Source organism: Vagococcus proximus (assembly GCF_029143285.1).
Lineage (GTDB): Bacteria > Bacillota > Bacilli > Lactobacillales > Vagococcaceae > Vagococcus_D > Vagococcus_D proximus.
On the sequence record NZ_JAPDSH010000002.1, the window covers coordinates 1 to 23,694 of the forward strand.

Genomic DNA, 23,694 nt, shown 5'->3' on the forward strand with positions numbered 1-23,694 from the left:
GAAAAATGGACATGGCGTGACAACTGTCCCATTAGATTTTGGAGACTACACATTAGTAGAAACTAAAGCACCAGAAGGGTATGAATTAGATCCAACACCAATACCTGTAAGTGTGGTTGAGGGTAAAGAAAGTAATGTAATGACAGTAGATGTAGACAACCGACAATTACCAGGAGAACCTGTAATACCAGGGTTACCAGGAAAAGGAACAATTGAGGTTATCAAGCATGATTCTGTAGATAAAGAGAAGCTATTAGCGGGTGCAGGATTTGATATCATGGATAGCGAAGGTAATTTTATCGAGCATATTACAACTGACGTGACAGGACATGCAGTATCAACAACTCCCTTAGATTTTGGAGATTACACGTTAGTAGAAACAGAAGCACCAGAAGGGTATGAATTAGATTCAACACCAATACCTGTAAGTGTGGTTGAGGGTAAAGAAAGCAATGTGATTACAGTTAATGTTGATAATCGCAAATTACCAGGCGAACCAATTATTCCAATGATTCCGGGTAAAGGAACAATAGAAGTGATCAAACATGACTCAGAAAACTTAGAGAAATTATTATCTGGTGCAGAATTTGATGTTAAGGACGCTGAAGGAAAAGTTGTAGATCATATTGTTACTGGTGAAGATGGTCATGGCATGACAACTGTACCAGTAGATTTTGGAGACTACACATTAGTAGAAACTAAAGCACCGGATGGTTATGAACTAGATACAACACCAATCAAAGTGAGTGTAGTTGAAGGTGAAGAAGATAATGTGACAATAGTTGACGTATTGAATACAAAGCTGCCAGAAAAACCAACAGAACCAGGCAAACCAACAGAACCAGGCAAACCAACAGAACCAGGAAAACCGGGAAAACCAACAGAACCAGGAAAACCTAAAGTACCAGATACAACTAACCATAATAAACTGCCACAAACAAGTGAAGCTAATTCAAGTTATTTAACACTTATTGGTAGTGTATTATTAATTGGTTTAGCCTTTAGCCAAGTTCGACGTTTTAACTAATAAGAAAAGACGCTAATCATTATGATTAGCGTCTTTTTTAATTGACTCTATTAGAACTATCGTTAGTTGTGACAACATCGTAAACTGCATTTAAACCACCAGCAACTAAGTTTTCAACGGCTGTATCAGTATAGAATGCAATGTGTGGTGTAAAGATAACATCTTCTCGATTGACAAGTTCTTTAAAGGTTGCATCTTCAATTTCTTTTCCAGTAAAGTCCTTAGTAACATAAGGCATTTCGTTTTCATAAGTATCAAGTGCCGCACCTGCTAATTTACCACTATCAAGTGCTCTTAAAAGTGCAGCAGTATCGACAATCATGCCGCGCGCTGTATTAACTAAGAAAGAGCCATCTTTCATAAGACTGAATAAGTCGTCATTAAACAAATGATGGTTGTCTTTAGTTGCAGGCATATGAATTGAAATTAAGTCAGCTTCTTTTACAACATCTTCAACACTGTCTTTATAAGTTAAAAATTCTTTGGCGTCATCATTTTGATAAAGGTCGTATGCAATAATTTCAGCACCAAAGCCTTTTAAGATTTGAGCAGTGATACGTCCGATACGCCCAGTTCCAATGATACCAACTGTCATTGAACGGATTTCACGGCTAATCATATCTTTTGCCCATCTAAAATCTTGTTTAGCCATATTAGCTTGAATTTTATTTAGTTGACGTACAGTTGCTAACGCTGAAGTAACTGCAAATTCTGCAATAGCATTTGGTGAATATTCAGGAACATTTGTCACGATTAAACCTGCTTCAGTTGCGGCTTCTAAATCATACATATCATACCCAGCTGATCGAGTTGCGATTTGTTTTATCCCTAGGTCAGCAAGTTGTTGATACATTTCTTTTGGTAATCCCATAGTTTGTTGAAGCGCAATACCATCTTTTCCTTCTACTAAATGAAGTGTATCAGGACTTAAAAAGTCATTGGTAATTTCAAGATCTATTTTATTTTCTTTAGCCCATTTTTCAGCAAAAACACGTTCATCTTCTCTAGCACCCATCATAAGTAATTTCATTTTATATTCCTCCTAGAATTTTATTAGTTTTTATTAAAAGTAAAGACCTCAGGTTGATAAAGCTTAAAGACTTTTGTACATAAGAAATCAGCGATTAAAGCTGAAATCAGTGGAATAACAAAGAATGCAAGCCCCGCAATAATCAGGTTCATTGTTGGAGAGCCAGTCATAAATTTCATCGCATTAATGGGTCCAACTAACCCAGAGAACCCAAACCCTGCTGAAGCAGCGGTCCCTTGAATATTAAGTAATGATCCTGTAATACCTGTTAAAGTGGACGCAATAACAATTGGGATGGCGATGATAGGGTGTTTGATAAAGTTAGGCATCATCATCTTCATAGCACCTAGACCCACAGCCCATGTCACCCCAGATTTGTTAACTTTTCTAGAACTGACAACTAGTAACATAGCGCAAGCGCAAATACCTAAGTTAGCAGCACCAGATGCTAAACCATCAAGTCCAATTGCAGTAGCAATCGCTACGGTTGAAACAGGTGAAATGATAATAATACCAAAGGATATTGAAATTAAAATTGACATAATAACAGGTTGTAAATCAGTGAAACTATTAACCCCAGTTCCAATAGCAGCCGTAAACTGGCTAACAAAGGGTAAAGTCAGAACCCCAATCAGACCAGCACCACCAGCAGCAATTATTGGTAATAAAAGAATGGTCATAGATCCCAGTTTATCGTGAACTAAATAAATGATAATAATACAAATGGCAGCTGTTAACATCGTATTAATCAAATCACCAATGCCGACTAATACAAATTTACCATCAATAACTTTGTAAGCACCGGATGCTGCAAAGGCGGCACTACCAGTGATAATTGCTTCCATAGCAGTTAGTCCGAATTGAAGAGCAATAAGCACGCCTACAATAATAGGGACTGTAAATTGGATAGCTTGTACAATAACGAGAGGTGTTGTAAAAATATCATTTTTGGTGATTAAAAATTTAAACAATTCACCAAGTATAGCGTTAGGTATTAGTCCGACAACAATACCGACTGCAGTACCAGATAAAACTTTATTGAGAAATACTTTAGGGGTTAGGTCTTTTGGAAAGGCCTGGGAAAAAGTGTTTGCCATAATAGTTAGCTCCTTTTAAATCGTTATCAACTTTTTGTGTTATTATTCACAAGTTCGTTGTACCAGTAGATTATCATACTCATTTTGTGAAGTAAACTACTAAGTCTGTTTAAAAACGAGAGGGTCCTTATTTAAACAGGAATTCCTTTGATATACCAATATTTCCCAATTTTTGCCGAATGAACGCAATTTTTGACAGAGGATTTTCACAAACTGTAGAGAATGTGAAAAAGGATTAATTAATATAAGTATCTACGTGAATAAAGCCCAAATAAATGGAACTATTTGAGGTATAATAGAGGAGATATGATGATGTAAGAAGTAGGAGAGGAAAATAGAAATGAAAAATATAAAATTGACAATAGAGTATGATGGTAAACGTTATTTAGGGTGGCAACGATTAGGCGATTCTGATAAAACAATTCAGGGTAAAATTGAGGCGACATTAAGTAAAATGACGGGGGAAGAATTAGAAATAGTTGGATCGGGTCGTACGGACTCAGGTACACATGCTAGAGGTCAAGTTGCAAATTTTAAAACAATGTCAACGATGACACCTGAAAAGATGATGAACTATTTAAATAATACTTTACCGCGTGATATAGTTGTTACAAAAGTGGAAGAAGTACCAGAACGTTTCCATGCAAGATATAATGCAGCGGGTAAGCAGTACAGTTATTACGTTTGGAACAAAGAAACACCTTCAGCAATTGAACGTAATTTTAGCTATCACTGTTCTCAAAGTCTAGATATCAAAAAGATGCAAGCCGCTTGTGATAAATTAGTAGGAGAACATGATTTTATAGGTTTTTCGTCTCTTAAAAAGAATAAAAAATCAACAGTTAGAACACTAAATTCGATAACAATTGATAAAAAAGGAGACTTAATCCAATTTAAATTTATAGGAGAAGGTTTCTTATATAACATGGTTCGTATTATGATGGGAACGATACTTGCTATTGGATCGGGTGAGATGGAGTTAGAGGTTATTGATGAAGTATTTGATAAAAAAGTAAGACAAACTGCTGGGGAAACAGTTCCAGCTCATGGTTTATTTTTGGATGAAGTTTATTATAAGTAATAAAAAAGCATGATGTGTTGTAATCAACACATCATGCTTTTTTCTATTGATTTCGTTTAGAGAACATTCTGCTGAAAAATGATTTCTTTTCTGGATCTTCATGAGGTGCATCTTCTCTAGGAAATCTACCTAACTCACGTTCTTTTTCTTCTAATTTCTCTTGTAGTTCTTTTAATTCAAGAGAGTACTCATCATCTGTATAAGTTTCTTTTGTTTTAATAGGCTCTTCTTCGGGTTCGTCTTCGTGTTGTACAAAATCATCTTTAGATTGTGTAACATCCTCTTTATCAGGTTGTACGTCACCAGTTAATTGTAACTGCAACTGTTGAATTTGTTTGTTGCTTTGTAAGGTTAATTGTTGCTGTTGATTAAGAAGATTTTGATTTTCTTTTAGGCGCTCTTCTAATCCAGAAATAATACTGTATAAGTTTTGTTTATCACGGCGTAATTCTTCAACCACAGTGGCAGTTGACATGCCGTCAAGGGGTATCTCTATTGTCTCATTTTGAGAGGGTGAATCTTTTGGTGTATCTGCTTCAACTTCTTTTTTATCTTTAGTTTTTTCAGGCTTTACTTCTACCTCTTTTTCTTTGTATAAATTCTCAAAGCCTGTATCTAATTCATCTAAACAACCGTCAACTAACGACTTTTCAGTTGTAGGGTCAGGTTCGACATTAGTGTCAACTTTATTTTCATTAGGGTATTTTTCTTCCAAAAGTGCAACTGTTTCTGGAGAGATGACATATCTACCGTCCACTTTTTTTGGATGATTTTCTTTAGGTAGTGATTTGATTCTTTTTTGAATGGCTTGTCGGCTAATTCCCCATTCCTCTGATAATTCACGTACTGTCTTATAATTCATTCTATTCACCTCTAGGATTCTTTATATGATTTACTTTTATTAATGATTATGCGTTCTTTTGCAAAATGCAACCTTTTGATTAGTTGGTCATTTTATAGGTACACCAGTTTCAACAGGTCAGTTGAAGTTGATGATTTGAATAACTTGTGATAGCTACTTATTATTATACTAGATACCGCAAGTATTTCAATAACACGACGCACCTAAACTTGTGTTAGTAGGTAGCTTGGTATTTGAACATAGATAAGTATTCTTGAAATATTGTTAGTTGGGTAAGTTATGTATTTTATTAAGTCTAGCATAAAGAGGAGAACTATGGGTTCGAAGAGTGAGTAAGAAGCATTAATTAAATAAATTAAAGTTAACTGCAAATGATGATTTTCCATTTAGAAAGTAAAATTACATATAAAGTTTCGATTTTTTTTCTACTTAATTTAATAATTGGATTAAAAGGTTTACTTTGGAATATAAAATCATAAGAGATGTATTGTATTAAAATAAACTAGTGAATCTATTTGCTTATAAATATTAAAATATAATTAGCGGTTTCAAAAAGCGGCCATTAATGAAAACGTTGACAATCAGAGGATGCTTTTTTATACTTAAAGAACGTATTATGTTTAATGTGTCTATTTTATTTTTGTTAGGAGGAGATGGAAATAAAAAAAATAAAAAGACTTACGGTATGTTTAGTGAGCATTTGGTCATGGGGAATTTGTTTTAAGAGTGTCCTAGCGGATGAGATATTGGAACAAGAAGAAATAGTAACACTAACGTCAGAAATATTAAATGTCGAGAGTACGATAGAAATCGTTAATGATGATAGTAGTGAAGGAACAAGTACTGAGGAACTGAGATTAAGTGATTCAGAAGAGACATCCGTTTCGCAGGAAAGTATTGAAGTAAATCAGAGTGAATTTGAAAATACAACTCGTGATATAAAATATAATGAGCGTAAGGATAAAATTGATCATGAAAAACATCAATCTGGTTTAAAAGAGTTCGCTAAAAGTCTTGTTCATGAACCTTTAATAAATAACGAAGGTTCAAAAGAGTTAGTGTTTGGTGGATTGGAACCTTTCATGCAAACGCTACTTAATGATAAGAGAGTAGTATTTACTCCCCAAACAACTACGCAGCGATTTAGACTTCCAGAGAAGCTGAGCTATGACCTAGCTCGGCTCCAAACAGATTTACCTAAAAATAAATTTGGCGATGCCGGGCGCTTTACAATTCATCCATCCATGGGGAATATGTCCATTGTTATAGTGGGAGACAATAATTACCCAGATAACGAGAAGTTGGTTGTCGCTATTGATGACGAGGTCTTGGTTGGTGGGCATCCATTGATTATGAATCTGAGTGTTAATGGTGAAAATATCGGTTCAGCAAGTGAATATTTTGACCTAACAGTGTCACCTATTCAAGGTGATAGGACTCAATGTGAGTTCGCATTAACGATTAAAAAAGAAGGGTTAAAGCTTAAAGGTGACCAATTGAGTTTATCATTTGAGTTACCAACATACACTCGTTTTGATGCAACCTATTCAGGCAACCCTTTTTCTATAACAAAAGATAATTCTAAAGATATGGTGAGTTTGATAGTTCCTTTTCGAATCGATGCAGAAGAACCAATAGTTGAACTGGATAATGAGACACTAACTCATATTGTAGATTTGAAAACACCTGGAATAGACCGAACATCTGCGGTTGCATCTGGTGTTTCCAACTTGACACTAAAGAATGCTCAAACTGAAGGATATAAACTTGTCGTGAAGAGAAGTGCTGATGTAACTCCAACAACATTTATACCAGATAAGTTGTTCTATAAGGATAAGTTATTGACAACAAATAGTCTTCAAGAGGTCTATGAAACTGTCAATCGTCAATCAGTGGTAACTTTTCCACTTCATGAACTACTACAATTCCGTGAGTTGTCAAATGATGATTTGGTTACGATTTATGAAGGAAAAAATAGTGTCGCGCTGGATTGGATTATTCAGCCAAATACAGATAGTTTAACTTCTGTCGAGAGTTTATAAGGAGGATAAAGATGAGAAAATTAGCAATAGTATTAGGTTTGCTGTTTTTAATCAGTCTAAGCCCCTTAAAGGTATTTGGCTCGGCAATGACTTCAGTTAACAAAGTTGAAATCAATTTAGGGAAATGGGAGCCTAGTGAAGAGTATCCCCCTAGCGTTCCGAAACCTCCAGAAGGTGAAAGTGTGATTGAGACTATAGAACAAAAGAAGTTGCCCCAAACTGATGAAAAAGCAGGAATAGGCTATGTATTAGCCGGGTATATGGTGATAGTAGTGGCTAGTATAGCCATTTATTATAATAGAGTAAAATACAATAAGTTAACTTAAAAGGAGAATAATGATATGAAAAAGACAGTTTTAGGGATGGCATTGGTAGCCACAACAGTATTAGGAAATGTAGCGATGGCAGAGGAAAATGATTCATCGGCGTCTTCAACTAACACAGTAACAATCATCCCTGGAGATGGCGCGGCTAAGATTACAGCTGCACCAAGTTATAATTTTGGTGACATTAAACCAGAAGATATAAAAAAAGGTTTTAAAGACGTAACAGTAGAGGAATCGGCAGATGGCCAAACATTAGATTTTACAAATGATACATTTAAAGATATCACTATCTCAGTTACAGCAAGTGATTTAGTAAAAGATACAATGATAACAGAATTCGACGTTACTTATACAGGCGGGACAGAAGTAATTGACACGCCTTCAACTTTTACCAAAGGTAACGAAGTTTCAATAAGTGAGTTTAAAGTGGTATCAGATAGTAAGGTATCAACACCTTTAATCATTAAGAATCCTGCGGCTTTAGGCAATCACAAAATAGCATTTGCAAGTGCGACAGCTAATTTTAAATTTGATGAATCAAAAGCATCAGCTACTGCACAACGTGAGTTTACTCAAAAGGTAACATGGACATTGGGCGAAAATGGCGAACAAAAAGTAGCTGAAAATACGTTATAAAAAAAAGACTCCTAGGAGTCTTTTTTCATGTAAAGGAGAAGAGCAAATGAAACGATTAATAGCGGTAATGATAGGGGTATTTGGATTGTTAGGAAGTGTTTCAGAAGCTGCTGACTTTAACGTTCAATTGGTTCATCCATCTGAACAAAAAGACATAAGTGTAGGCTACCTGGATATTCCGGCCGTAAAAGGTGAAACAATCACCTATCAAGTTAAGGTGAAAAATAATGAAGAAGAACCTATCAAGCTGAGTGTGACATTAACGAATGCCAATAGTTCTACTAATGGCGTAATTGATTACGGGTTCAGCCGAGAAATTAGCCAGTCTAGGCAAGCACCATTTGATATAACGGAAGTCATTCATTCTGATTTAAAAGAAAAAGAGCTTAGACTAGAAGCTGGAGAAGAGCGTTTTATTAACTATACAGTTTCGGTACCAGAACCATTTAAAGGGGTTATGGCAGGGGGGATGAATGTAAAAGAATTGCCAGATGACACTCAAAAAGGAGTGGTCAATCTAATTCAACGAACCATTTCTATTTTCTTACATGGTGAAAAAATTGAAAACCGTAAAGAATTAACACTAGATAAAACAAGTGTGAGTATGGTTAATAGGGTGCCCGTTCTTTCTGTGACTTTAGATAATGCTAATGGTTTATTTATTAAATCATTTGATATGTCCGCAAAAATTACTTCAAAAGAGAATGATGTACAAGTAAAAAGTAATCCCTTAAAGGAAGAGAGTTTGTATAATATTGCGCCATACACCAAGACAACTTTAGAATTACCTTTAAATGAAGATGAGATGAAAAAATTAGAACAAGGAGATTATCCCGTCGATATAACGGTTAGGACTGAGAAAAACAAGTGGAAATTTAATTCTGAAGTAAAAATTAAGGATAACTTATCTAAAGAAATAGCTAGAGAAGAGAGCCTAAAAAATGTCAAAGAACCTTTGGATAAAAAAATATTAGTAATTATTGCTTTAGGTATAGTGGTAGTTTTATTAATAGTATTGCTAATTAAGGGAAGAGCTTCTAAGTAATAAGATGAAAATGATAATCTTTGAGATTGACTATATATTCCATGTATTTAGTTATGTTTTAATTTTATGAGTTAGTAATTTTCAAATATCATAATATGTTTACTGTAAACTCGTATTATGAGTGCCATTAAATTCTCAAGTTCGGTTAAAGAGTTAGTATCAGTAAAGGTGAATAACTCAAAATGTTCGGATAAATTATGGATATAATCGGTAGTAATAATATCAGCATCATAGGAGTTAAAGGTAAAGATAAGGACATCTTCAGAGAAAATCTGACGTAGGCTAGTGCGTAAAAATTCTTCAAAAGAAAGATTATAAATAAAGTCAAAACTTATGGAAACGGTAGTACTTCTGTAACGTCTAATAGCTGAGTATGTAGAATCAATAAATAAGTTTTTATTGGAAAGGACAGACAATTGACTTTGAAAGGTTAGATGAGAGAAATTATTGGGCATTTCGAAGTAGTTTTTTAATGCGAGATAGATAGGCTGTGTATTAGTTTTGCTGTAAAGTGATTCTTTGTCCGTTAGTTTGAATAGTGTTTTGAAATCTGTACCGAATAATCGAATATAAATTAAGTGGAGATGAGCACTATAAATAAATTCATAGTAATCATAAGTATTAACACTCATTGGGGAAATAAAATTTGAAATAAGATCGTCAACGAGACACTTCGCATCTTTTGCAAGTTTAGTTTCAGATTCAGCTAATAATAGTCCGATTTTATTTTTTATTTCGTTGTTTTCGAGGTGAGCTGAGTTGAGTCGAATGAGTAGGCTAACGAATAAACGCACATCAAGAGAAAGGGAGTACTCATCTGAGGCAGCTATGAATATGTCTGATTCTAAAAGCATGATAGTTAAACTAGCTATAAGTTCGGGATCGGTTATTTTTATGGTGTTCAAAGTGCTACTGCGTTTTTTTAATACATGATGTAGCTCATTTATACGATTGAGATGGATATCATTTAAATTGAGAGTATTGTAAACGTGGATGACTGTATTTTTTCCGGATAATGGAGGTATGTCTTGGTAATCAAGTATACCAATTTTACTTAAAAATTGACGAACTAAAAATTCAAAGTATACGATGTTAATTTCCTGACCTACTAAGTATATTTTTTTTCTTTTTTGACAGATTCGAACATTAGTAGAACAAAAATAATTATTGATTTGTTTGATAATTTTATTAAAGTAACTTTGTGAGATATTCAGCGATTCAATCAAAACATCTGTTTCTTGAATATTTTGAAGTAGCAATGCATTGATTGTTTGATAAGTAGTAGAGTCATGGAAATAGTTCATCACTATTTTATGAAAAAGTGTATGTGTAAAAGGGGTTGGAGCATCAGATAGAAATATTTTTTCTGATGTAGCGTTAATTATAATGGACTGATTAGAATCAAGTTCAATTAGTTCGGCATTAATATTTCTAATGTATCGATTTAAAGTAGACAATGTTATATGATGATCAGATTCAAGAGCCGACTTATTTATTTCTTGATTCTTTAAAAGAGCCTCCATGATAAGGAGTTGTTTGTATTCATTTTTTTTCAATAATAACTTTAACATAGATAAAACCTCCATTATTTATATAGTTTAATTCAATTATAGGTTGTCTGTAATTAAATTGAACTACCCAAAAATAAATACAAATATACAAAAATAGATCAATAAGTTGTTTTACTATGTAAAAAAATGACGAATGAGTATAGGGAGTTTATTTCAAGGGGATGACTGGCACTCAAGAATTGATAACGATGGAATTATTTAAGGTGTTTAGTTTTGTTTTAAAGAAGATAAGGGTAATATAACCCCTAAACTAAAATCGATTGATATGGATAGAATACCAGAAGATACTAAAGTATTAGGTCAATAATTTGTAGAGTCTATGGCTAAAACTAAGATAGCACAGTTGAAAACAACAGCAAATTAGTCATTAAAAGACAAAAAATGACATAAATGAGAAAAATTTAGGTATTGATGGAAGTTATCCGATAAAAAAAAGAGGGTAAGAATGTCATTATTGAAGTAGAGGCGCAAAAGTTATTTTTTGACGGCATGAACAAATGTAAAAACACTTATTTTACAAATGGAAATAAAAATGTTATGATAAAGACAATATTAAGAGGAGGTCATACATTATGACATTAGCAAGTTATTTAGATCACACAATTTTAGCAGCAGCAGCAACAGAGGCTGACGTAGACCGCGTTACAGCTGAAGCAAAAGAACATGGATTTGCGACAGTTATGGTTAATCCTTACTGGGTATCTCGCGTATCTAAAGCTTTGGAAGGTACGAATGTTAAACCTGCGTGTGTTATTGGTTTCCCTCTAGGAGCTAACACAACAGCAATCAAAGTAGCAGAAGCTAAACAAGCAATTGAAGATGGTGTTGAAGAATTAGATATGGTTATCAACATCGGAGAATTAAAAGGTAAAAACTACGAAGCTGTTCAAAATGATATCAATGCAGTAGTTGAAGTATCGCATGCTTCAAACAAATTAGTTAAAGTTATTATCGAAACAGCCTTACTTACAGACGAAGAAATTGCTAAAGCGAGTGAGTTAGTAATGAACTCAGGTGCAGAATTCGTTAAAACATCTACTGGTTTCTCAACAAGTGGTGCTAAATTAGAAGACGTTAAATTAATGAAAGCGACTGTTGGCGATAAAACAGAAGTAAAAGCTTCAGGTGGGATTCATAATGCTGAAGAAGCAAATGCCTTCATCGAAGCTGGTGCAACTCGTTTAGGTACAAGTGCAAGTATCAAAATTATTGGGAAATAGTTTGAAAGAGTGAGAGGCCTAGTGCCTCTCTTTTTTTTGGTTTAAGGGTTATATGATATAATAAAAACGAGAGAAATAGGAGGAGGGATCGTTTGACGAACGCATCTAAAAAGAAAATACAACAAGCGGTTCAAGTAGCCAAATATTATTACCAAAGTAATTTAGATCAAAGTGAGATAGCTAAAGAAATGTCATTATCAAGACCAACTGTCTCACGTTTATTACAATTTTCTAAAGACGAAGGATATGTTCAGATTAGCATTATGGATCCTTATAATGACTCCAAACAATTAGAAGAGCAATTACAAGAAAAATACGGTTTAAAAAAAGTTATAATTGCTTATAGCCATTCAACTAATGAAGGAAATATCCTTCAAAATATTGGCCAAAAAGCTGCGGAGTACATACAAGATATTGCCGAAAATGATGCGATTATTGGGATTGGTTTTGGTAAGACGATGTATGCTGTGGCAAAAGAGTTAAAGGAGTTTCCTTTAGAAAATACTAAAATTGTCCAATTAAAAGGTGGGGAATCACACGCCTCTGTTACTAATTATTCTCATGAAGTGATGAGTTTATTTACACAAGCATTTCATGCGAAATCTGAAATTTTGCCTCTACCTGTTATTTTTGAGCAACAGGAAACCAAAGAGTTGGTGATGAGTGAAAGCCATATTAAGTATTTGATGGATGAAGGCAGAAAAGCAAATGTAGCAATCTTTACAGTAGGAAGTGTGGAAAATAACGCGATGTTGTTTCAGTTGAATTATTTTGATGATCAAGAAGTAACGGCTATTCAATCAACGGCTGTTGGGGATATTTTGTCGCGTTTTATTACAGTAGATGGTAGTATTGCGAATGAAGAAATCAATAATAGAACGATAGGAATCGAACTATCGGAATTAAAAGATAAAAACGATACGATTTTAGTTGCAGGTGGGAAACATAAGGTAGCCCCAATTCATGCAGCGCTCGTAGGTGGATTGGCAAATACATTGGTAACAGATATTCACACAGCTACAAAATTAATAGAACGACAGAAATAATGAGAGATAAGGGTGGAGACTTAACTCGTTATAATTAGAAGTTTGATAGAATAGGGTAGCTTTACCATAAGGAGAACAGAAATGACGAAGAAAAAAATAACAATTAAAGATGTTGCCAAACATTCTGGAATGTCGATTGCGACAGTTTCTCAGATTTTAAATGGTAAAGAAAGCAGCTTTAATCCAGATACAGTTAAAAAAGTAATGGCATCTAGAGATGAATTGAATTATAAACCTAATTATTTTGCACAAAGTATGATTGGTAAGAAAAGTAAAACAATCGGTGTGTTAGTGCCAGATATAACAAACCCTTTCTTCTCTAATCTAATTAGAGGCATCGAGAGTGTCTTGTATGATAAAAATTTCATTACAATGCTCTGTAATGCCGATTTGGATGAAGAAAAAGAAAATGAATATCTAGAAGAATTAAGCAGACGTGGTGTTGATGGTTTTATTATTGCGAGTTCAGCTATTTCAAATAAGGCGATTAGAGAAAATTTAGAGATGAAAAATTTACCTTTTATCGTACTTGATCAGAAGAAAGCAGAAGGCTTTTCAGATGCTGTTTTTACTGATGATTTTTTAGGAGGCCAACTGGCTGCAAATCATCTTAAAGAGTTGGGGCACAAAAAAGTAGCCGTTGTAATGCCTGTGTGCACCACAGCGAATATTAAAAATCGTTTAGAAGGATTCCGCTCAGTTTATCAAACCAATTTAATTGTAGTAGATACGGAGTTATCAAAATCAGGTGGACGAGAGGCGGTAGATCGTATTCTAATGACCGATGCAACGGCAATATTTGCGATAAATGATGAGATAGCGTTCGGGATTTATTTTGGTTTGAGCGAAAAAGGAAAAAGAATACCAGAAGATTACAGTGTGATTGGCTATGATAATGTTGATATGTGTGAATACGTCTCACCGAAACTGACTACAATCGCGCAACCTATTGTAGAATTAGGAAAAGTGACAGCAGAAATTTTACTTGAGAGAATTGAAACACCAGGAAAAGATCGTGTTGAAAAAACACTACCTGTAAAATTAATAAAAAGATTTTCGACAACACACTTGAAATAGCTTTCATTGTGTGTTATCTTTTTATTGTCCTATTAAAACGTTTTAATAATAAATAAAAGCGTTTTATATATTTTTTAGGAAGAAATTAAAACGTTTTAATTTTTTTAATCTTAAATAAAAGCGTTTTATATATTTTTTTCAACCTGATTAAAACGTTTTAATAACAAAGAGAACATATAACTTATCAAAAAATATTAAGGAGTGGTTTAAATGAATACGATTACAATAATTGGAAGTATCAACCTAGACACAACATTACGAGTGAAAGATATGCCAAAACCTGGTGAAACAATCCACGCGATTGAACATTTCACAGCTGGTGGCGGAAAAGGGGCTAACCAAGCGGTAGCAGCTAAGCGTTCAGATGCTAACACTTTCTTTATCGGTGCTGTTGGTAATGATGGCGCAGGTTCTATGATGACAGATTTAATGTCTCAAGAAGAAATTGATATGACGGGTGTTGCGACTTTAGATAATGAATCAACAGGTCAAGCTTTTATCATGGTAGATAATCATGGTGAAAATAGTATCATGATTTACTCAGGTGCTAACAACACCTTTACGCCAGAACACGTTGAAAAAAGTAGCGATTTAATTAAAAAGAGTGACTTTGTCATTGCGCAATTTGAAAGTGCGATTGATAGCACGATTGAAGCATTCAAGATTGCACGTGCTAATGGCGTTAAAACAATTCTTAATCCAGCACCGGCTCTTGAAAATGTACCAGAAGAACTACTAAAAGTAACAGATATGATTATTCCTAATGAAACAGAAACAGAAATTTTAACAGGAATTGAAGTAACGGATGAAGCTTCATTGAAAGAAGCAGCGGATCATTTACATGGGTTAGGAATTGAAGCTGTTATCATTACGATTGGTAGCAAGGGTGCTTTCTTCGACGTAAATGGTAAAAATGGTATTGTACCAGCCTTTAAAGTTAAGGCAGTTGATACAACAGCAGCAGGTGATACATTCATCGGTACTATGAGCAGTATTTTAAAACCTGACTTCTCTAATTTAGAAGAAGCAATTCTTTACGGTAATAAAGCATCATCATTAACGGTTCAACGATTTGGTGCACAACCATCTATTCCATTCAAAAAAGAATTAGTTTAAATCACTTATAAAGGAGAAATTTAAAATGAAAAAAACAAAAGTAATCAATTCAGATATTTCACGCGTTATCTCACAAATGGGGCATTTCGATAAATTAAGTATTGGAGATGCTGGTATGCCAGTTCCAATGAACGTAGAAAAAATCGATTTAGCAGTGACACATGGTTTACCAACATTCATGGATGTTTTAAAGAACGTCTTAGAAGAATTAGAAGTACAACGTATTTTCTTAGCAGAAGAAATCAAAACAGCTAACCCAACGGTTTTAGCTGAAATTAAAGAAACATTACCAGATACAGAAATCGTCTTCTATCCTCATGAAGACATGAAAAAAGATTTAAATAACTGTCATGCCTTCATCAGAACAGGTGAAGTAACACCATATGCAAATATTGTGTTAGAAAGTAATGTTGTGTTCTAGATTCATTATTATAGAAGTAAGACGTCAATAAAATGAGAATTATAATAAAATATTAGGAGTGACATAGATGAACGTTACAGCGTTATTAATTGGCTTAGGGCCACTACTAGGTTGGGGTTTATACCCAACTATAGCTTCAAAAATTGGTGGAAGACCAGTTAACCAAATTTTAGGGTCAACATTAGGAACATTTATCTTTGCTTTAATTTTTGCAATGGTAAAAGGTATTGGTTTGGCAAGTGGTATGGATTTAGTTTTTGCTATTTTATCTGGTGTGGGTTGGGCATCTGCTCAAATCATCACCTTCAAATCATTCGGTATGATCGGGTCATCTCGTGCAATGCCAATCACAACAGCTTTCCAATTATTAGGAGCATCACTTTGGGGTGTTATTGCATTAGGTAACTGGCCTGGTGTGACTGCTAAAGTCCTTGGTGGTTTAGCATTAGTTTTAATCGTTATTGGTGCAGCTCTTACTGTATGGTCAGAAGAAAAGAGTGAAGAAAACGCATCTGTTCTTAAAAAAGCAGTTATTTACTTAGCAATTGGTGAGATTGGTTACTGGGCATACTCAGCAGCTCCTCAAGCGACAAACTTAGATGGGATGCAATCATTCTTACCACAAGCAATTGGTATGTTATTAGTAGCTATCATCTATGCAGCATTCTTATCAACAAAAGAGAAATCAGCATTTACTGAAGCTGTTTCATATAAACATATTTTTTCTGGATTCTTCTTTGCTTTTGCAGCATTAACATATTTAATTTCTGCACAACCAGATATGAACGGGTTAGCAACAGGATTTATCTTATCTCAAACATCTGTTATTTTAGCAACACTTACAGGTATTTGGTTCTTAGGTCAAAAGAAAACACCGAAAGAAATGCGTGTGACGATGTTAGGTTTAGTTTTAATTATCGTAGCAGCAACAGTTACTGTTTTAATATAATATATAGATAAAGCACTCGAGAAATCGGGTGCTTTTTTTATTTTAAAAAATAGAAAATACGGATAAATTAGAGATTTAAAATATGTTAAAAGCTTGAATATGACTTAAAAATGAATTTTTTCTTATTTTTTTATTTATTATATGATAACAAAAAAAAGAAAAAGCCTAATTTTCTGTTTTTTGATGATAAGGGTATATAGTTATTTTATAATTATTCACAAATTATTTATATGTCTTTTATAAATAGAGCTAAATATTTTTTTTTAGACGATACCGTCAGAAAGAGAATGAAAGACTTGCGATAATGGCTTTTTTATAGGGAATTCATACTATGTCTAAAATATACAAAAATATCAATCATGCTACAATGATGCTTGTTGGCCTAGTGAAGAGAACGTGTGATATATCAAGTGATTAATAATTTTATATAAAATTATATAGTAGATTATCATTGTAGTAGTAAGCACGTCTAATCAGGGGAGGTCAACAGGACTAAGTTTAGTCATAATTTTTTTAAGAAAGGAGTGAAGAAATGAAGAAATTTATGTGTTTACTGTCTGTAGGAATTGTAATGGGTGCACCGTTAAGTTCAGTAGCTGTAACGACTGTGGAAATATCAGAACAACATGCTACTCAAGGAAAAGAAAGTAGCAAAGAACATAAGACGTTTATGCTATTTACTTTGGACTATTTGATTAATTTAGAAGGAATTAAAGATGAACAAAAGGATTATGCTAATCGTGCTAAAATTATTTTAGAGAAACTATCACTTGAAGATAAAATAGCCATTGATGATTATTCTTCAAAATTTTCAATTTTGTTGGACGGTTTAACTAAAGAGCATCCGGATTTAGTGAAGACATTGAATCACTTGTATGAGGAAAAAAATAAAGCTCTCTACTCTGATCTGACAGCTAATACAGAAGGTACTGAGATGGAAGTGAAAGAAACAGAAGAACGCTCTACTTTATCAAGTACAGAAGAGATTATTGATACCGAAGAGAGTGAAATTTTAAATTCTGAATCTAGTGAATCAGAAGAAGGAATTATAGAAACGTTATCTTCTGAAAATTTATCGAGTAGTAGTTATTCATCTTCAGTTGAAGAAAAAATAGAAGATTCAATTGAAATCATTGAAGAAGAACCTGCCGTTATCACGGATAATGAAGATGATTTTCTATTGGATGGTGAACTTACAGAAGCTGGTCTTAAGGACTTAGCAACTGAAGGTGTCATTGATCAAGAAAATGATGAAAAAGAGTACTCACCAGAAGTTTTCAAAAAAACACCTGAAAAGCCAACTGATGAAATTATAAAAACAGCACCTAGAGGTATAGCTTTAGATGATATTTTCGCAGTAGAAGATAGGCAAGGCGATACCTATATTGAAAAAGTTGAAGATACTGATACGGATATTGTTTTTATAACGGATAAGGAAAAAAATAATGGAAAAGACCAAGTTGGTGCAATATGGTCAACAGATAATATGAAGATCGATTTGGAAAACGATTTTGAAGCAGAGATGAGTTTATATCTGGGTGGAAATGGTGCTGATGCAGGTGATGGTATGGCTTTTGTCCTACAAAATGATGAAGTTCAAGGGACTAAAGCAATTGGGCACGGTGGTGCAGGTTTAGGAGTATATGGCAACCCTAATGCAACTTTTGAAGAATTTAAAAAGGGATCTATACAAAATAGTTTTGTAGTTGAATTTGACACACATCATAATGGATCTACATTAGATAAACGTGTATCGAGACATAAGATAGAAACTAAAAATATGTTAGGTGCGCTATTATCTACGGGCTATAAAACTTACTATAACCGACAAAGTAAACAACATATAGGAGCGACCTATCCAGCATTTGATAGAAAAAATGGTTTAACAACGGAAGATCAAAATTTTTATCCAGATGTTCCTAAAATGAAGTATCCCGCAGGAAGTTCTAAAAATAGTGATCCAACTAAAAAGAATAAAAAAGACGGTATACTGGGAGAACGAAATTGGATTGCTAATCGATTTAAGAGTGATAGACGACCGCTTTTTTCTTATAAGAGTTGGTTCAAAAAATACCCGATTATTAATCATGACGTGATGTTTAGTTCTAAATCGCTATTTGATGGGACGAAGCAGAATCTATCGAATGGTAAATGGCATGATTTTAAAGTGAAATATCTGACACCTAGAAAACATCCTGATAAAAAGGATGCGGGAATGTTAGAGCTAACTTTTGATGGAAAAGTGGTCAAAACTGTTCGTCGTTTAGATTTAGAAGCTCTAAACATCGATGGTAATTCTAAGAAAAAAGAAATAAGATGGGGCTTTACAGGAGCTACTGGTAAAAAAGGTTCAACACAAGCTGTTGTTTTCAAACAGGTACCAGATTTAATCGAAGTAGAGCATGAGGAAGATATTTTAAATGAATCAGGACAATCTATCTATGAAGATGGCGATAAAACAAAGGTTCCAGAAGTTATACCGGGTAGTCAATTAATCTATCAAAATTCGGTTAAGTACGTATCGGGTAAGCAACAATGGTTAAATCCATCAATAATGTCTCCGATGACTGATTATTTTTCATATGTAAAAGATTCTTATGAGTTATCGTATGATGATGGGAAAACGTGGGAGAAATTCTCTGATAAGAAACTGATTTTGACACCATATCAACTTATAGCAAAACTACCAAAAACGATTACATCAGAAGGTCCAGATAAAGTAATATCTAGGTTTAAAGTAGATATAGAACCGACTGATACAGATGTACAAGTATCTTCTAAAACGATGTATTACGGTAATAATGCTAGTTTTGGTGGAGCTAAATTGGCATATAAAATTATGGCGAGTACGATGAAAGCTGATATGACAATTATCGGAGAGTTAACTGATTTAGATAGTGCTGAAAGTAGTCATAAAGTCAGTGGTGAAATCAATAATATAGAGGAACCGTATCAAAACCTTCCTTTAGAGATTAGGTTATCTGGTGATGAAGCGGTTGATGGACAAGTTGTAGAAGTAACTGATGGAAAAGATGGAACGAAGTTATTTGAGTTTATATCTAAGGATAAACGTTTTACAGCATCAAATAGAATTAGAGCAAAGCTAGTTCCGAAGGATGCAGATAAAGATAATATTATTGCAGTAGCTTCTAAGGAAGTATTAGATAAAACTGCGCCAACAGGTGAAGCCGAAAATTTGATTACAACCTTTGTAAGAACTTCTAAAGAAGTTGAATCAATGGAATTAGATCCTTATATGTTTGTAAATAATCTTGAAGATACTAATCCAACTGTTAAGTTAGATGATATTGTTGCGTCTTTTGTAGATGAAAAAGCACTAAAGAAAAATTTACAAAAAGTATCAGAAGGTGAGCCTTATAAAATTAAGTTGAAACTAGAGGATCCAGCTGGCAATATAAATGAATCTGTTGAAACTGAACTTAAAGTTGTTGACGAAGATGATCGTGTAGATTTACTAGCAGATGATGAAGTAACAGTTAAAAGTGTTGATATTGGGGATACGGACACTATTCAATTAAACCCTGATGAGTCCGTTATAACACAAGTATTAACAGAAGAAGGACATTGGGATGCTATATTCAGAGAAGAAGACTTAACAGAAACGTCAATCGCTGAATTTATACAACCAGATTATACTAAATTAGATTATTTACCAGGATCATATGATGTTAATTTGTCATTAGAGTATACAGAATCACAAGAAGGTGAAGAGGAAGAAGAAGATGGTCTTAGTCATGGAAATAGATGGGGGATGCATCTGAAATTCTTGAAACCTAAAGAAGCAGACCTTGCTAGGAAGCAAGGCCAAACTGTATATAAAAAAGAAAAAATGATTAAAGTTCATGTGAAAGATGGTGAGTTAACTCTTGATATTGAAGGAGACCTATCTTACAAAGGAACCCTTCAGTCTAAGTCTGAACAATTACCACCTCTGAATGATTTTTCTATTTCAGTTCAAGACGAACGTTATATTCAAAATGGGTGGGACCTAACTGTTAAAAATAGTAAGTTCTTAGAAAATGAGCAGCAAATAAAAGATGATTTACCATTGAATCTGTTGTTGGTCGATAAGGATGGCAATACACTTTCTAATCTAACAACATCAGAACAAACCATTAAAACAAGTAATGAAAAACAACTAGTCCTTCCTTTGGGTAAAGGTGAAGGTAATGAGCAGCGATTGGATACAGCTGTGGGAGCTTCTAGTCACTCTTGGGCAACAGAAAGCGATACATTTACTTCCGAGTTAACATGGAATATCAAGCCCGAAAATCAGATGTTAACTACGCTAGTGGAAAAACTTTCTGGAAAGAAAGGGGCTGACAATTCATGACAGTAAAAAGAGCAATTATGAGCTTAGTCATTTCTTGTTGTTTCTTTAGTGCAACTGTTCATGCCGCAACAACGGTTATTTCTACTGTAGACACTAAATCAGGTGTCAAATTTCATGGAGAAAATCCAAATAAATTGGAGCAAGGCAATGACGATACAGCGCATAAAGGGTCGTCTGAAGGCTCGAGTCAAAAAGGAAATCTCCCTCAAACAGGGGAAGTAAAGGCTTCGTTAGGTTATAAAATAAGTGGTAGTTTCATTTTAGCAAGTGGTTTAGTAGGTTACTTTTTTAATAAAAAAAACAATAAAAATAAGGATGTGTCATAGTATGAAAAAAATTCAATTTTTGGCAGTAGCTACATTAGTATCAACTATTTTAGGTGGAGTCGCAGTTTCAGCGGCTGAACCTGGTAAAGGACCACAAGATTTAGATACAACAACACATGTAAAATTTGTTCAAGATGATAATGGTGGAGAAGGTGGGGGAACAGTTGAACCGCCTAAAGGCCCAGAAGGTGGCGGAGAGGTTATTGTTCCTAGTCCAGGAGGAAACCAACCGTCAGAAAAAGCACCATTAATGATTAATTTTGCACCAAATTTTGAATTTGGAGAAGTTAAAATTCAATCTAAAACAATCGCTGTACCTGCTGAAAATCAAATTACTGATGTAGATGGAAAGGATGTCGCACATTTTGCAGAAGTATTAGATAACCGTGGGACACATGAAGGTTGGAACTTAACAGTAACAACGACTGATTTTAAAAGTGCTGAAGGAGAAGACGCTACAACATTAGACGATGCATCAATAAGCTTAACTAATGTAACAGCTAAAGGTGAATCTGAAGGAAAAGCTAATGTTGAATCAAATCAAACAATTAACTTCCCACAAACGGATGTTACCGTTATGACAGCTGAAGCAAAAGCTGGTGAGGGGTCATGGGCAGCTAACTTTGGATCGGCTGCAACTTTAATAGAAAAAGAAGATAAAATCGTTAATCCAGATGTTAAATTAAACATTTCAGCAAAAGACATGGCTAAAGTATCTGCTGTAGACTATACAGCAACATTAACATGGAACTTAACAGGTAATTCAGTATATGCAGTAGCAGCAACACCAGCAGTTTAAAAAATTATAAAATAGGAGGAATTAACAATGAAAAAAATTAATTTAGTAACACTAGCAGTTTTAGCATCGACAATGGTAGGTGGCGTAGTAGCATCAGCAGCGAATAAAGAACCAGATAAATTGGATACAACAGCTAAAGTTGAATTTGAAAAAGTTGAAACAGGAGGAGAAAATACAGAGAAACCAACACCACCAGGTGGCGGTGGGGAAATTGAACCAGGACCTGGTGGAGAGACTCCCGAAACAACTTCTGATTTGATGATTACATATGCACCTAATTTTGATTTTGGTACAGTTAAATTAGATGCTAAGGCAAAAGAAGTGTCAGCAAAAAATATTATTGAAAATGAAGCTGGAAAAGTGACTCATTTTGTACAGGTAAAAGATGTACGTGGAACACATACTGGTTGGTCATTGTCAGCGACTGCAACAGCTTTAGAAAATGGCGATAGCGTTTTAGATGGTGGAAGCTCAATTCAAATTAGCAGTTTCAATGTAAAAGGTGAAGAAGGAAACATGGCGACTACACCTACAAGTACTTTTAATGAAATTAAATTCGATGGTAATCAGACAGATGTTATGTTAGCAGGAGCAGAAGCAGGAGAAGGTGTTTGGTCAGGTATTATGGGTAAGAACAGTACTCAGACAGAAGAGTTGAATAATGATGTTAAATTAAACTTAACAGGTACGGATGCTGTTAAAGCTTCTCTTGGAGAATACACATCAACAATTACATGGAATTTAGTGGGAGCGCCAGGAGATGTTTTATCAGCAACACCTAAAGCATAAATAATTAACTAACTATAAAAGGGGAAATAGATATGAAAAAAATTAACTTATTAGTAGTAGCGACAATTTTAGGATCAATGACAGGATCATTAGTAGCAGGAGCAGCTAATGTTTCACCGACAAAGTTAGATACAGAAGGTCACGTTAAATTTCACCCAGGTAATGGCGGCGGTGAAGGTGGTGGTGAAAATGAAAAACCAACACCACCAGGTGGCGGTGGAGAAGGTGAAAATGAAAAACCTGAAGTTATTGTTCCCAATCCAGGAGGAAATACACCTGAAACTTCAGGACCACTAATGATTAACTTAGCACCTAACTTTGACTTTGGGGATCATGAAATTAAAGTTGGGGCTATGTCATTAGAAAACGAAAGTGTTATAAAATCGAAAGATGATGCGGTTAACTACACATCATACGTGCAAGTAACAGATGTACGTGGTGGTCAAAAAGGTTGGACGTTGAGTCTTGATACGACAGCTTTAGCATCAGGTGATGATAGTTTAGATGCAACATATATTAAAGTGAATGATAAACGTATTGTTTCTAATAATGAAGGCTTAGAAATTTTTGCGCCATCTTCATCAGTAGATAAAATTGAATTCAATAAAAAAGGTCAAGAGATTATGACTGCTGACGCTCAAAAAGGTGGCGGTACGTGGTCAATGGTATTTGGTAAAGAAGATATTCAATCAACTCAATCAAATAGTGGTGTAACATTAGAAATTCCTGCAACTGATAGTATTAAAGTTGCAGCTTCTGATTATACATCAACATTAACATGGAATCTAACAGGCGGTACATCATTTGCAAAAGCAGCAACACCAGCATAGTTATACAACGAAAGGCAGAAGGTGAAAACCTTCTGCCTTTCATTATTAAG

The 23,694-nt window shown here is 34.3% G+C and carries 21 protein-coding genes; 17 read left to right on the forward strand and 4 right to left on the reverse strand.

Going from position 1 to position 23,694, the window contains the following annotated elements:
• On the forward strand, positions 1 to 1,027 hold a 1,027-nt coding region (locus OL233_RS02665), incomplete at its 5' end, for a SpaA isopeptide-forming pilin-related protein (protein WP_275470835.1).
• A gap of 37 nt (positions 1,028 to 1,064) precedes the next feature.
• On the opposite strand, the gene OL233_RS02670 is transcribed toward OL233_RS02665, so the two are convergent.
• Positions 1,065 to 2,057 carry a D-2-hydroxyacid dehydrogenase gene (locus OL233_RS02670; RefSeq protein WP_275470836.1) on the reverse strand — a complete coding sequence of 331 codons (993 nt, stop codon included), beginning with the start codon at positions 2,055 to 2,057 and terminating at the stop codon, positions 1,065 to 1,067.
• Positions 2,058 to 2,080: 23 nt separating this feature from the next.
• Complete coding sequence (locus tag OL233_RS02675; protein ID WP_275470837.1) at positions 2,081 to 3,154, reverse strand: PTS sugar transporter subunit IIC; 1,074 nt, start codon at positions 3,152 to 3,154, stop codon at positions 2,081 to 2,083.
• A 340-nt stretch (positions 3,155 to 3,494) separates the two neighbouring features.
• Here OL233_RS02675 and truA point away from each other — a divergent pair, with 340 nt between their 5' ends.
• On the forward strand, positions 3,495 to 4,235 hold the full coding sequence (gene truA, locus OL233_RS02680; protein WP_275470838.1) for a tRNA pseudouridine(38-40) synthase TruA: 741 nt from the start codon (positions 3,495 to 3,497) through the stop codon (positions 4,233 to 4,235).
• A gap of 43 nt (positions 4,236 to 4,278) precedes the next feature.
• Here the strand turns inward: truA and OL233_RS02685 are convergent, their stop codons facing one another.
• Positions 4,279 to 5,097 carry a MarR family transcriptional regulator gene (locus tag OL233_RS02685; protein WP_275470839.1) on the reverse strand — a complete coding sequence of 273 codons (819 nt, stop codon included), beginning with the start codon at positions 5,095 to 5,097 and terminating at the stop codon, positions 4,279 to 4,281.
• A gap of 653 nt (positions 5,098 to 5,750) precedes the next feature.
• On the opposite strand from OL233_RS02685, the gene OL233_RS02690 reads away from it, so the two are divergent.
• From OL233_RS02690 to OL233_RS02705, 4 genes are read left to right on the forward strand one after another with little or no spacing between them, the layout of a single operon-like run.
• Positions 5,751 to 7,139, forward strand: coding sequence for a hypothetical protein (locus OL233_RS02690; protein WP_275470840.1), 1,389 nt, complete (start codon positions 5,751 to 5,753; stop codon positions 7,137 to 7,139).
• 11 nt (positions 7,140 to 7,150) lie between these two features.
• On the forward strand, positions 7,151 to 7,465 hold the full coding sequence (locus tag OL233_RS02695) for a hypothetical protein (RefSeq protein ID WP_275470841.1): 315 nt from the start codon (positions 7,151 to 7,153) through the stop codon (positions 7,463 to 7,465).
• Between the two features lie 15 nt (positions 7,466 to 7,480).
• A complete protein-coding gene (locus OL233_RS02700) occupies positions 7,481 to 8,101 on the forward strand; it encodes a hypothetical protein (protein WP_275470842.1) in 621 nt (206 codons plus the stop codon).
• A 46-nt stretch (positions 8,102 to 8,147) separates the two neighbouring features.
• Positions 8,148 to 9,146: a WxL protein peptidoglycan domain-containing protein gene (locus tag OL233_RS02705; protein ID WP_275470843.1), complete on the forward strand. Its 999-nt coding sequence runs from the start codon at positions 8,148 to 8,150 to the stop codon at positions 9,144 to 9,146.
• Between the two features lie 71 nt (positions 9,147 to 9,217).
• On the opposite strand, the gene OL233_RS02710 is transcribed toward OL233_RS02705, so the two are convergent.
• Complete coding sequence (locus OL233_RS02710; RefSeq protein WP_275470844.1) at positions 9,218 to 10,717, reverse strand: helix-turn-helix domain-containing protein; 1,500 nt, start codon at positions 10,715 to 10,717, stop codon at positions 9,218 to 9,220.
• Between the two features lie 572 nt (positions 10,718 to 11,289).
• On the opposite strand from OL233_RS02710, the gene deoC reads away from it, so the two are divergent.
• The 11 genes from deoC (at position 11,290) to OL233_RS02765 (ending at position 23,644) form a co-directional block, all read left to right on the forward strand.
• Complete coding sequence (gene deoC, locus OL233_RS02715) at positions 11,290 to 11,937, forward strand: deoxyribose-phosphate aldolase (RefSeq protein ID WP_275470845.1); 648 nt, start codon at positions 11,290 to 11,292, stop codon at positions 11,935 to 11,937.
• A 92-nt stretch (positions 11,938 to 12,029) separates the two neighbouring features.
• Positions 12,030 to 12,983, forward strand: coding sequence for a sugar-binding transcriptional regulator (locus OL233_RS02720; RefSeq protein ID WP_275470846.1), 954 nt, complete (start codon positions 12,030 to 12,032; stop codon positions 12,981 to 12,983).
• An 81-nt stretch (positions 12,984 to 13,064) separates the two neighbouring features.
• Positions 13,065 to 14,060, forward strand: coding sequence for a ribose utilization transcriptional repressor RbsR (rbsR, locus tag OL233_RS02725; RefSeq protein WP_275470847.1), 996 nt, complete (start codon positions 13,065 to 13,067; stop codon positions 14,058 to 14,060).
• A gap of 210 nt (positions 14,061 to 14,270) precedes the next feature.
• The gene (gene rbsK, locus OL233_RS02730) at positions 14,271 to 15,176 is read left to right on the forward strand and encodes a ribokinase (RefSeq protein WP_275470848.1); all 906 of its coding nucleotides are present in this window, start codon (positions 14,271 to 14,273) and stop codon (positions 15,174 to 15,176) included.
• Positions 15,177 to 15,201: 25 nt separating this feature from the next.
• A complete protein-coding gene (gene rbsD / locus OL233_RS02735; RefSeq protein ID WP_126831607.1) occupies positions 15,202 to 15,597 on the forward strand; it encodes a D-ribose pyranase in 396 nt (131 codons plus the stop codon).
• 67 nt (positions 15,598 to 15,664) lie between these two features.
• Positions 15,665 to 16,546, forward strand: coding sequence for a ribose/proton symporter RbsU (rbsU, locus tag OL233_RS02740; RefSeq protein WP_275470849.1), 882 nt, complete (start codon positions 15,665 to 15,667; stop codon positions 16,544 to 16,546).
• Positions 16,547 to 17,078: 532 nt separating this feature from the next.
• Positions 17,079 to 20,900 (forward strand): lectin-like domain-containing protein, encoded by a 3,822-nt coding sequence (locus tag OL233_RS02745; protein WP_275470850.1) that lies wholly within the window; start codon positions 17,079 to 17,081, stop codon positions 20,898 to 20,900.
• Positions 20,897 to 21,226, forward strand: coding sequence for an LPXTG cell wall anchor domain-containing protein (locus tag OL233_RS02750; RefSeq protein ID WP_275470851.1), 330 nt, complete (start codon positions 20,897 to 20,899; stop codon positions 21,224 to 21,226). Before OL233_RS02745 ends, OL233_RS02750 begins: the two co-directional genes overlap by 4 nt.
• 1 nt (position 21,227) lies before the next feature.
• Positions 21,228 to 22,025: a WxL domain-containing protein gene (locus OL233_RS02755; RefSeq protein ID WP_275470852.1), complete on the forward strand. Its 798-nt coding sequence runs from the start codon at positions 21,228 to 21,230 to the stop codon at positions 22,023 to 22,025.
• 27 nt (positions 22,026 to 22,052) lie between these two features.
• Positions 22,053 to 22,814 (forward strand): WxL domain-containing protein, encoded by a 762-nt coding sequence (locus tag OL233_RS02760; protein WP_275470853.1) that lies wholly within the window; start codon positions 22,053 to 22,055, stop codon positions 22,812 to 22,814.
• Positions 22,815 to 22,846: 32 nt separating this feature from the next.
• Positions 22,847 to 23,644 carry a WxL domain-containing protein gene (locus OL233_RS02765; RefSeq protein ID WP_275470854.1) on the forward strand — a complete coding sequence of 266 codons (798 nt, stop codon included), beginning with the start codon at positions 22,847 to 22,849 and terminating at the stop codon, positions 23,642 to 23,644.
• Positions 23,645 to 23,694 lie beyond the last annotated feature (50 nt).

Bases quoted from the DNA above. Each gene is read 5' to 3' on its own strand.
- OL233_RS02750 (WP_275470851.1), top strand. From the start codon at position 20,897: ATGACAGTAAAAAGAGCAATTATGAGCTTAGTCATTTCTTGTTGTTTC.
- OL233_RS02710 (WP_275470844.1), bottom strand. From the start codon at position 10,717: ATGTTAAAGTTATTATTGAAAAAAAATGAATACAAACAACTCCTTATC.
- rbsK (WP_275470848.1), top strand. From the start codon at position 14,271: ATGAATACGATTACAATAATTGGAAGTATCAACCTAGACACAACATTA.
- OL233_RS02765 (WP_275470854.1), top strand. From the start codon at position 22,847: ATGAAAAAAATTAACTTATTAGTAGTAGCGACAATTTTAGGATCAATG.
- OL233_RS02670 (WP_275470836.1), bottom strand. From the start codon at position 2,057: ATGAAATTACTTATGATGGGTGCTAGAGAAGATGAACGTGTTTTTGCT.
- OL233_RS02690 (WP_275470840.1), top strand. From the start codon at position 5,751: ATGGAAATAAAAAAAATAAAAAGACTTACGGTATGTTTAGTGAGCATT.
- OL233_RS02760 (WP_275470853.1), top strand. From the start codon at position 22,053: ATGAAAAAAATTAATTTAGTAACACTAGCAGTTTTAGCATCGACAATG.
- OL233_RS02745 (WP_275470850.1), top strand. From the start codon at position 17,079: ATGAAGAAATTTATGTGTTTACTGTCTGTAGGAATTGTAATGGGTGCA.
- OL233_RS02755 (WP_275470852.1), top strand. From the start codon at position 21,228: ATGAAAAAAATTCAATTTTTGGCAGTAGCTACATTAGTATCAACTATT.
- rbsU (WP_275470849.1), top strand. From the start codon at position 15,665: ATGAACGTTACAGCGTTATTAATTGGCTTAGGGCCACTACTAGGTTGG.
- truA (WP_275470838.1), top strand. From the start codon at position 3,495: ATGAAAAATATAAAATTGACAATAGAGTATGATGGTAAACGTTATTTA.
- rbsD (WP_126831607.1), top strand. From the start codon at position 15,202: ATGAAAAAAACAAAAGTAATCAATTCAGATATTTCACGCGTTATCTCA.
- OL233_RS02685 (WP_275470839.1), bottom strand. From the start codon at position 5,097: ATGAATTATAAGACAGTACGTGAATTATCAGAGGAATGGGGAATTAGC.
- OL233_RS02695 (WP_275470841.1), top strand. From the start codon at position 7,151: ATGAGAAAATTAGCAATAGTATTAGGTTTGCTGTTTTTAATCAGTCTA.
- deoC (WP_275470845.1), top strand. From the start codon at position 11,290: ATGACATTAGCAAGTTATTTAGATCACACAATTTTAGCAGCAGCAGCA.
- OL233_RS02675 (WP_275470837.1), bottom strand. From the start codon at position 3,154: ATGGCAAACACTTTTTCCCAGGCCTTTCCAAAAGACCTAACCCCTAAA.
- OL233_RS02700 (WP_275470842.1), top strand. From the start codon at position 7,481: ATGAAAAAGACAGTTTTAGGGATGGCATTGGTAGCCACAACAGTATTA.
- OL233_RS02705 (WP_275470843.1), top strand. From the start codon at position 8,148: ATGAAACGATTAATAGCGGTAATGATAGGGGTATTTGGATTGTTAGGA.
- rbsR (WP_275470847.1), top strand. From the start codon at position 13,065: ATGACGAAGAAAAAAATAACAATTAAAGATGTTGCCAAACATTCTGGA.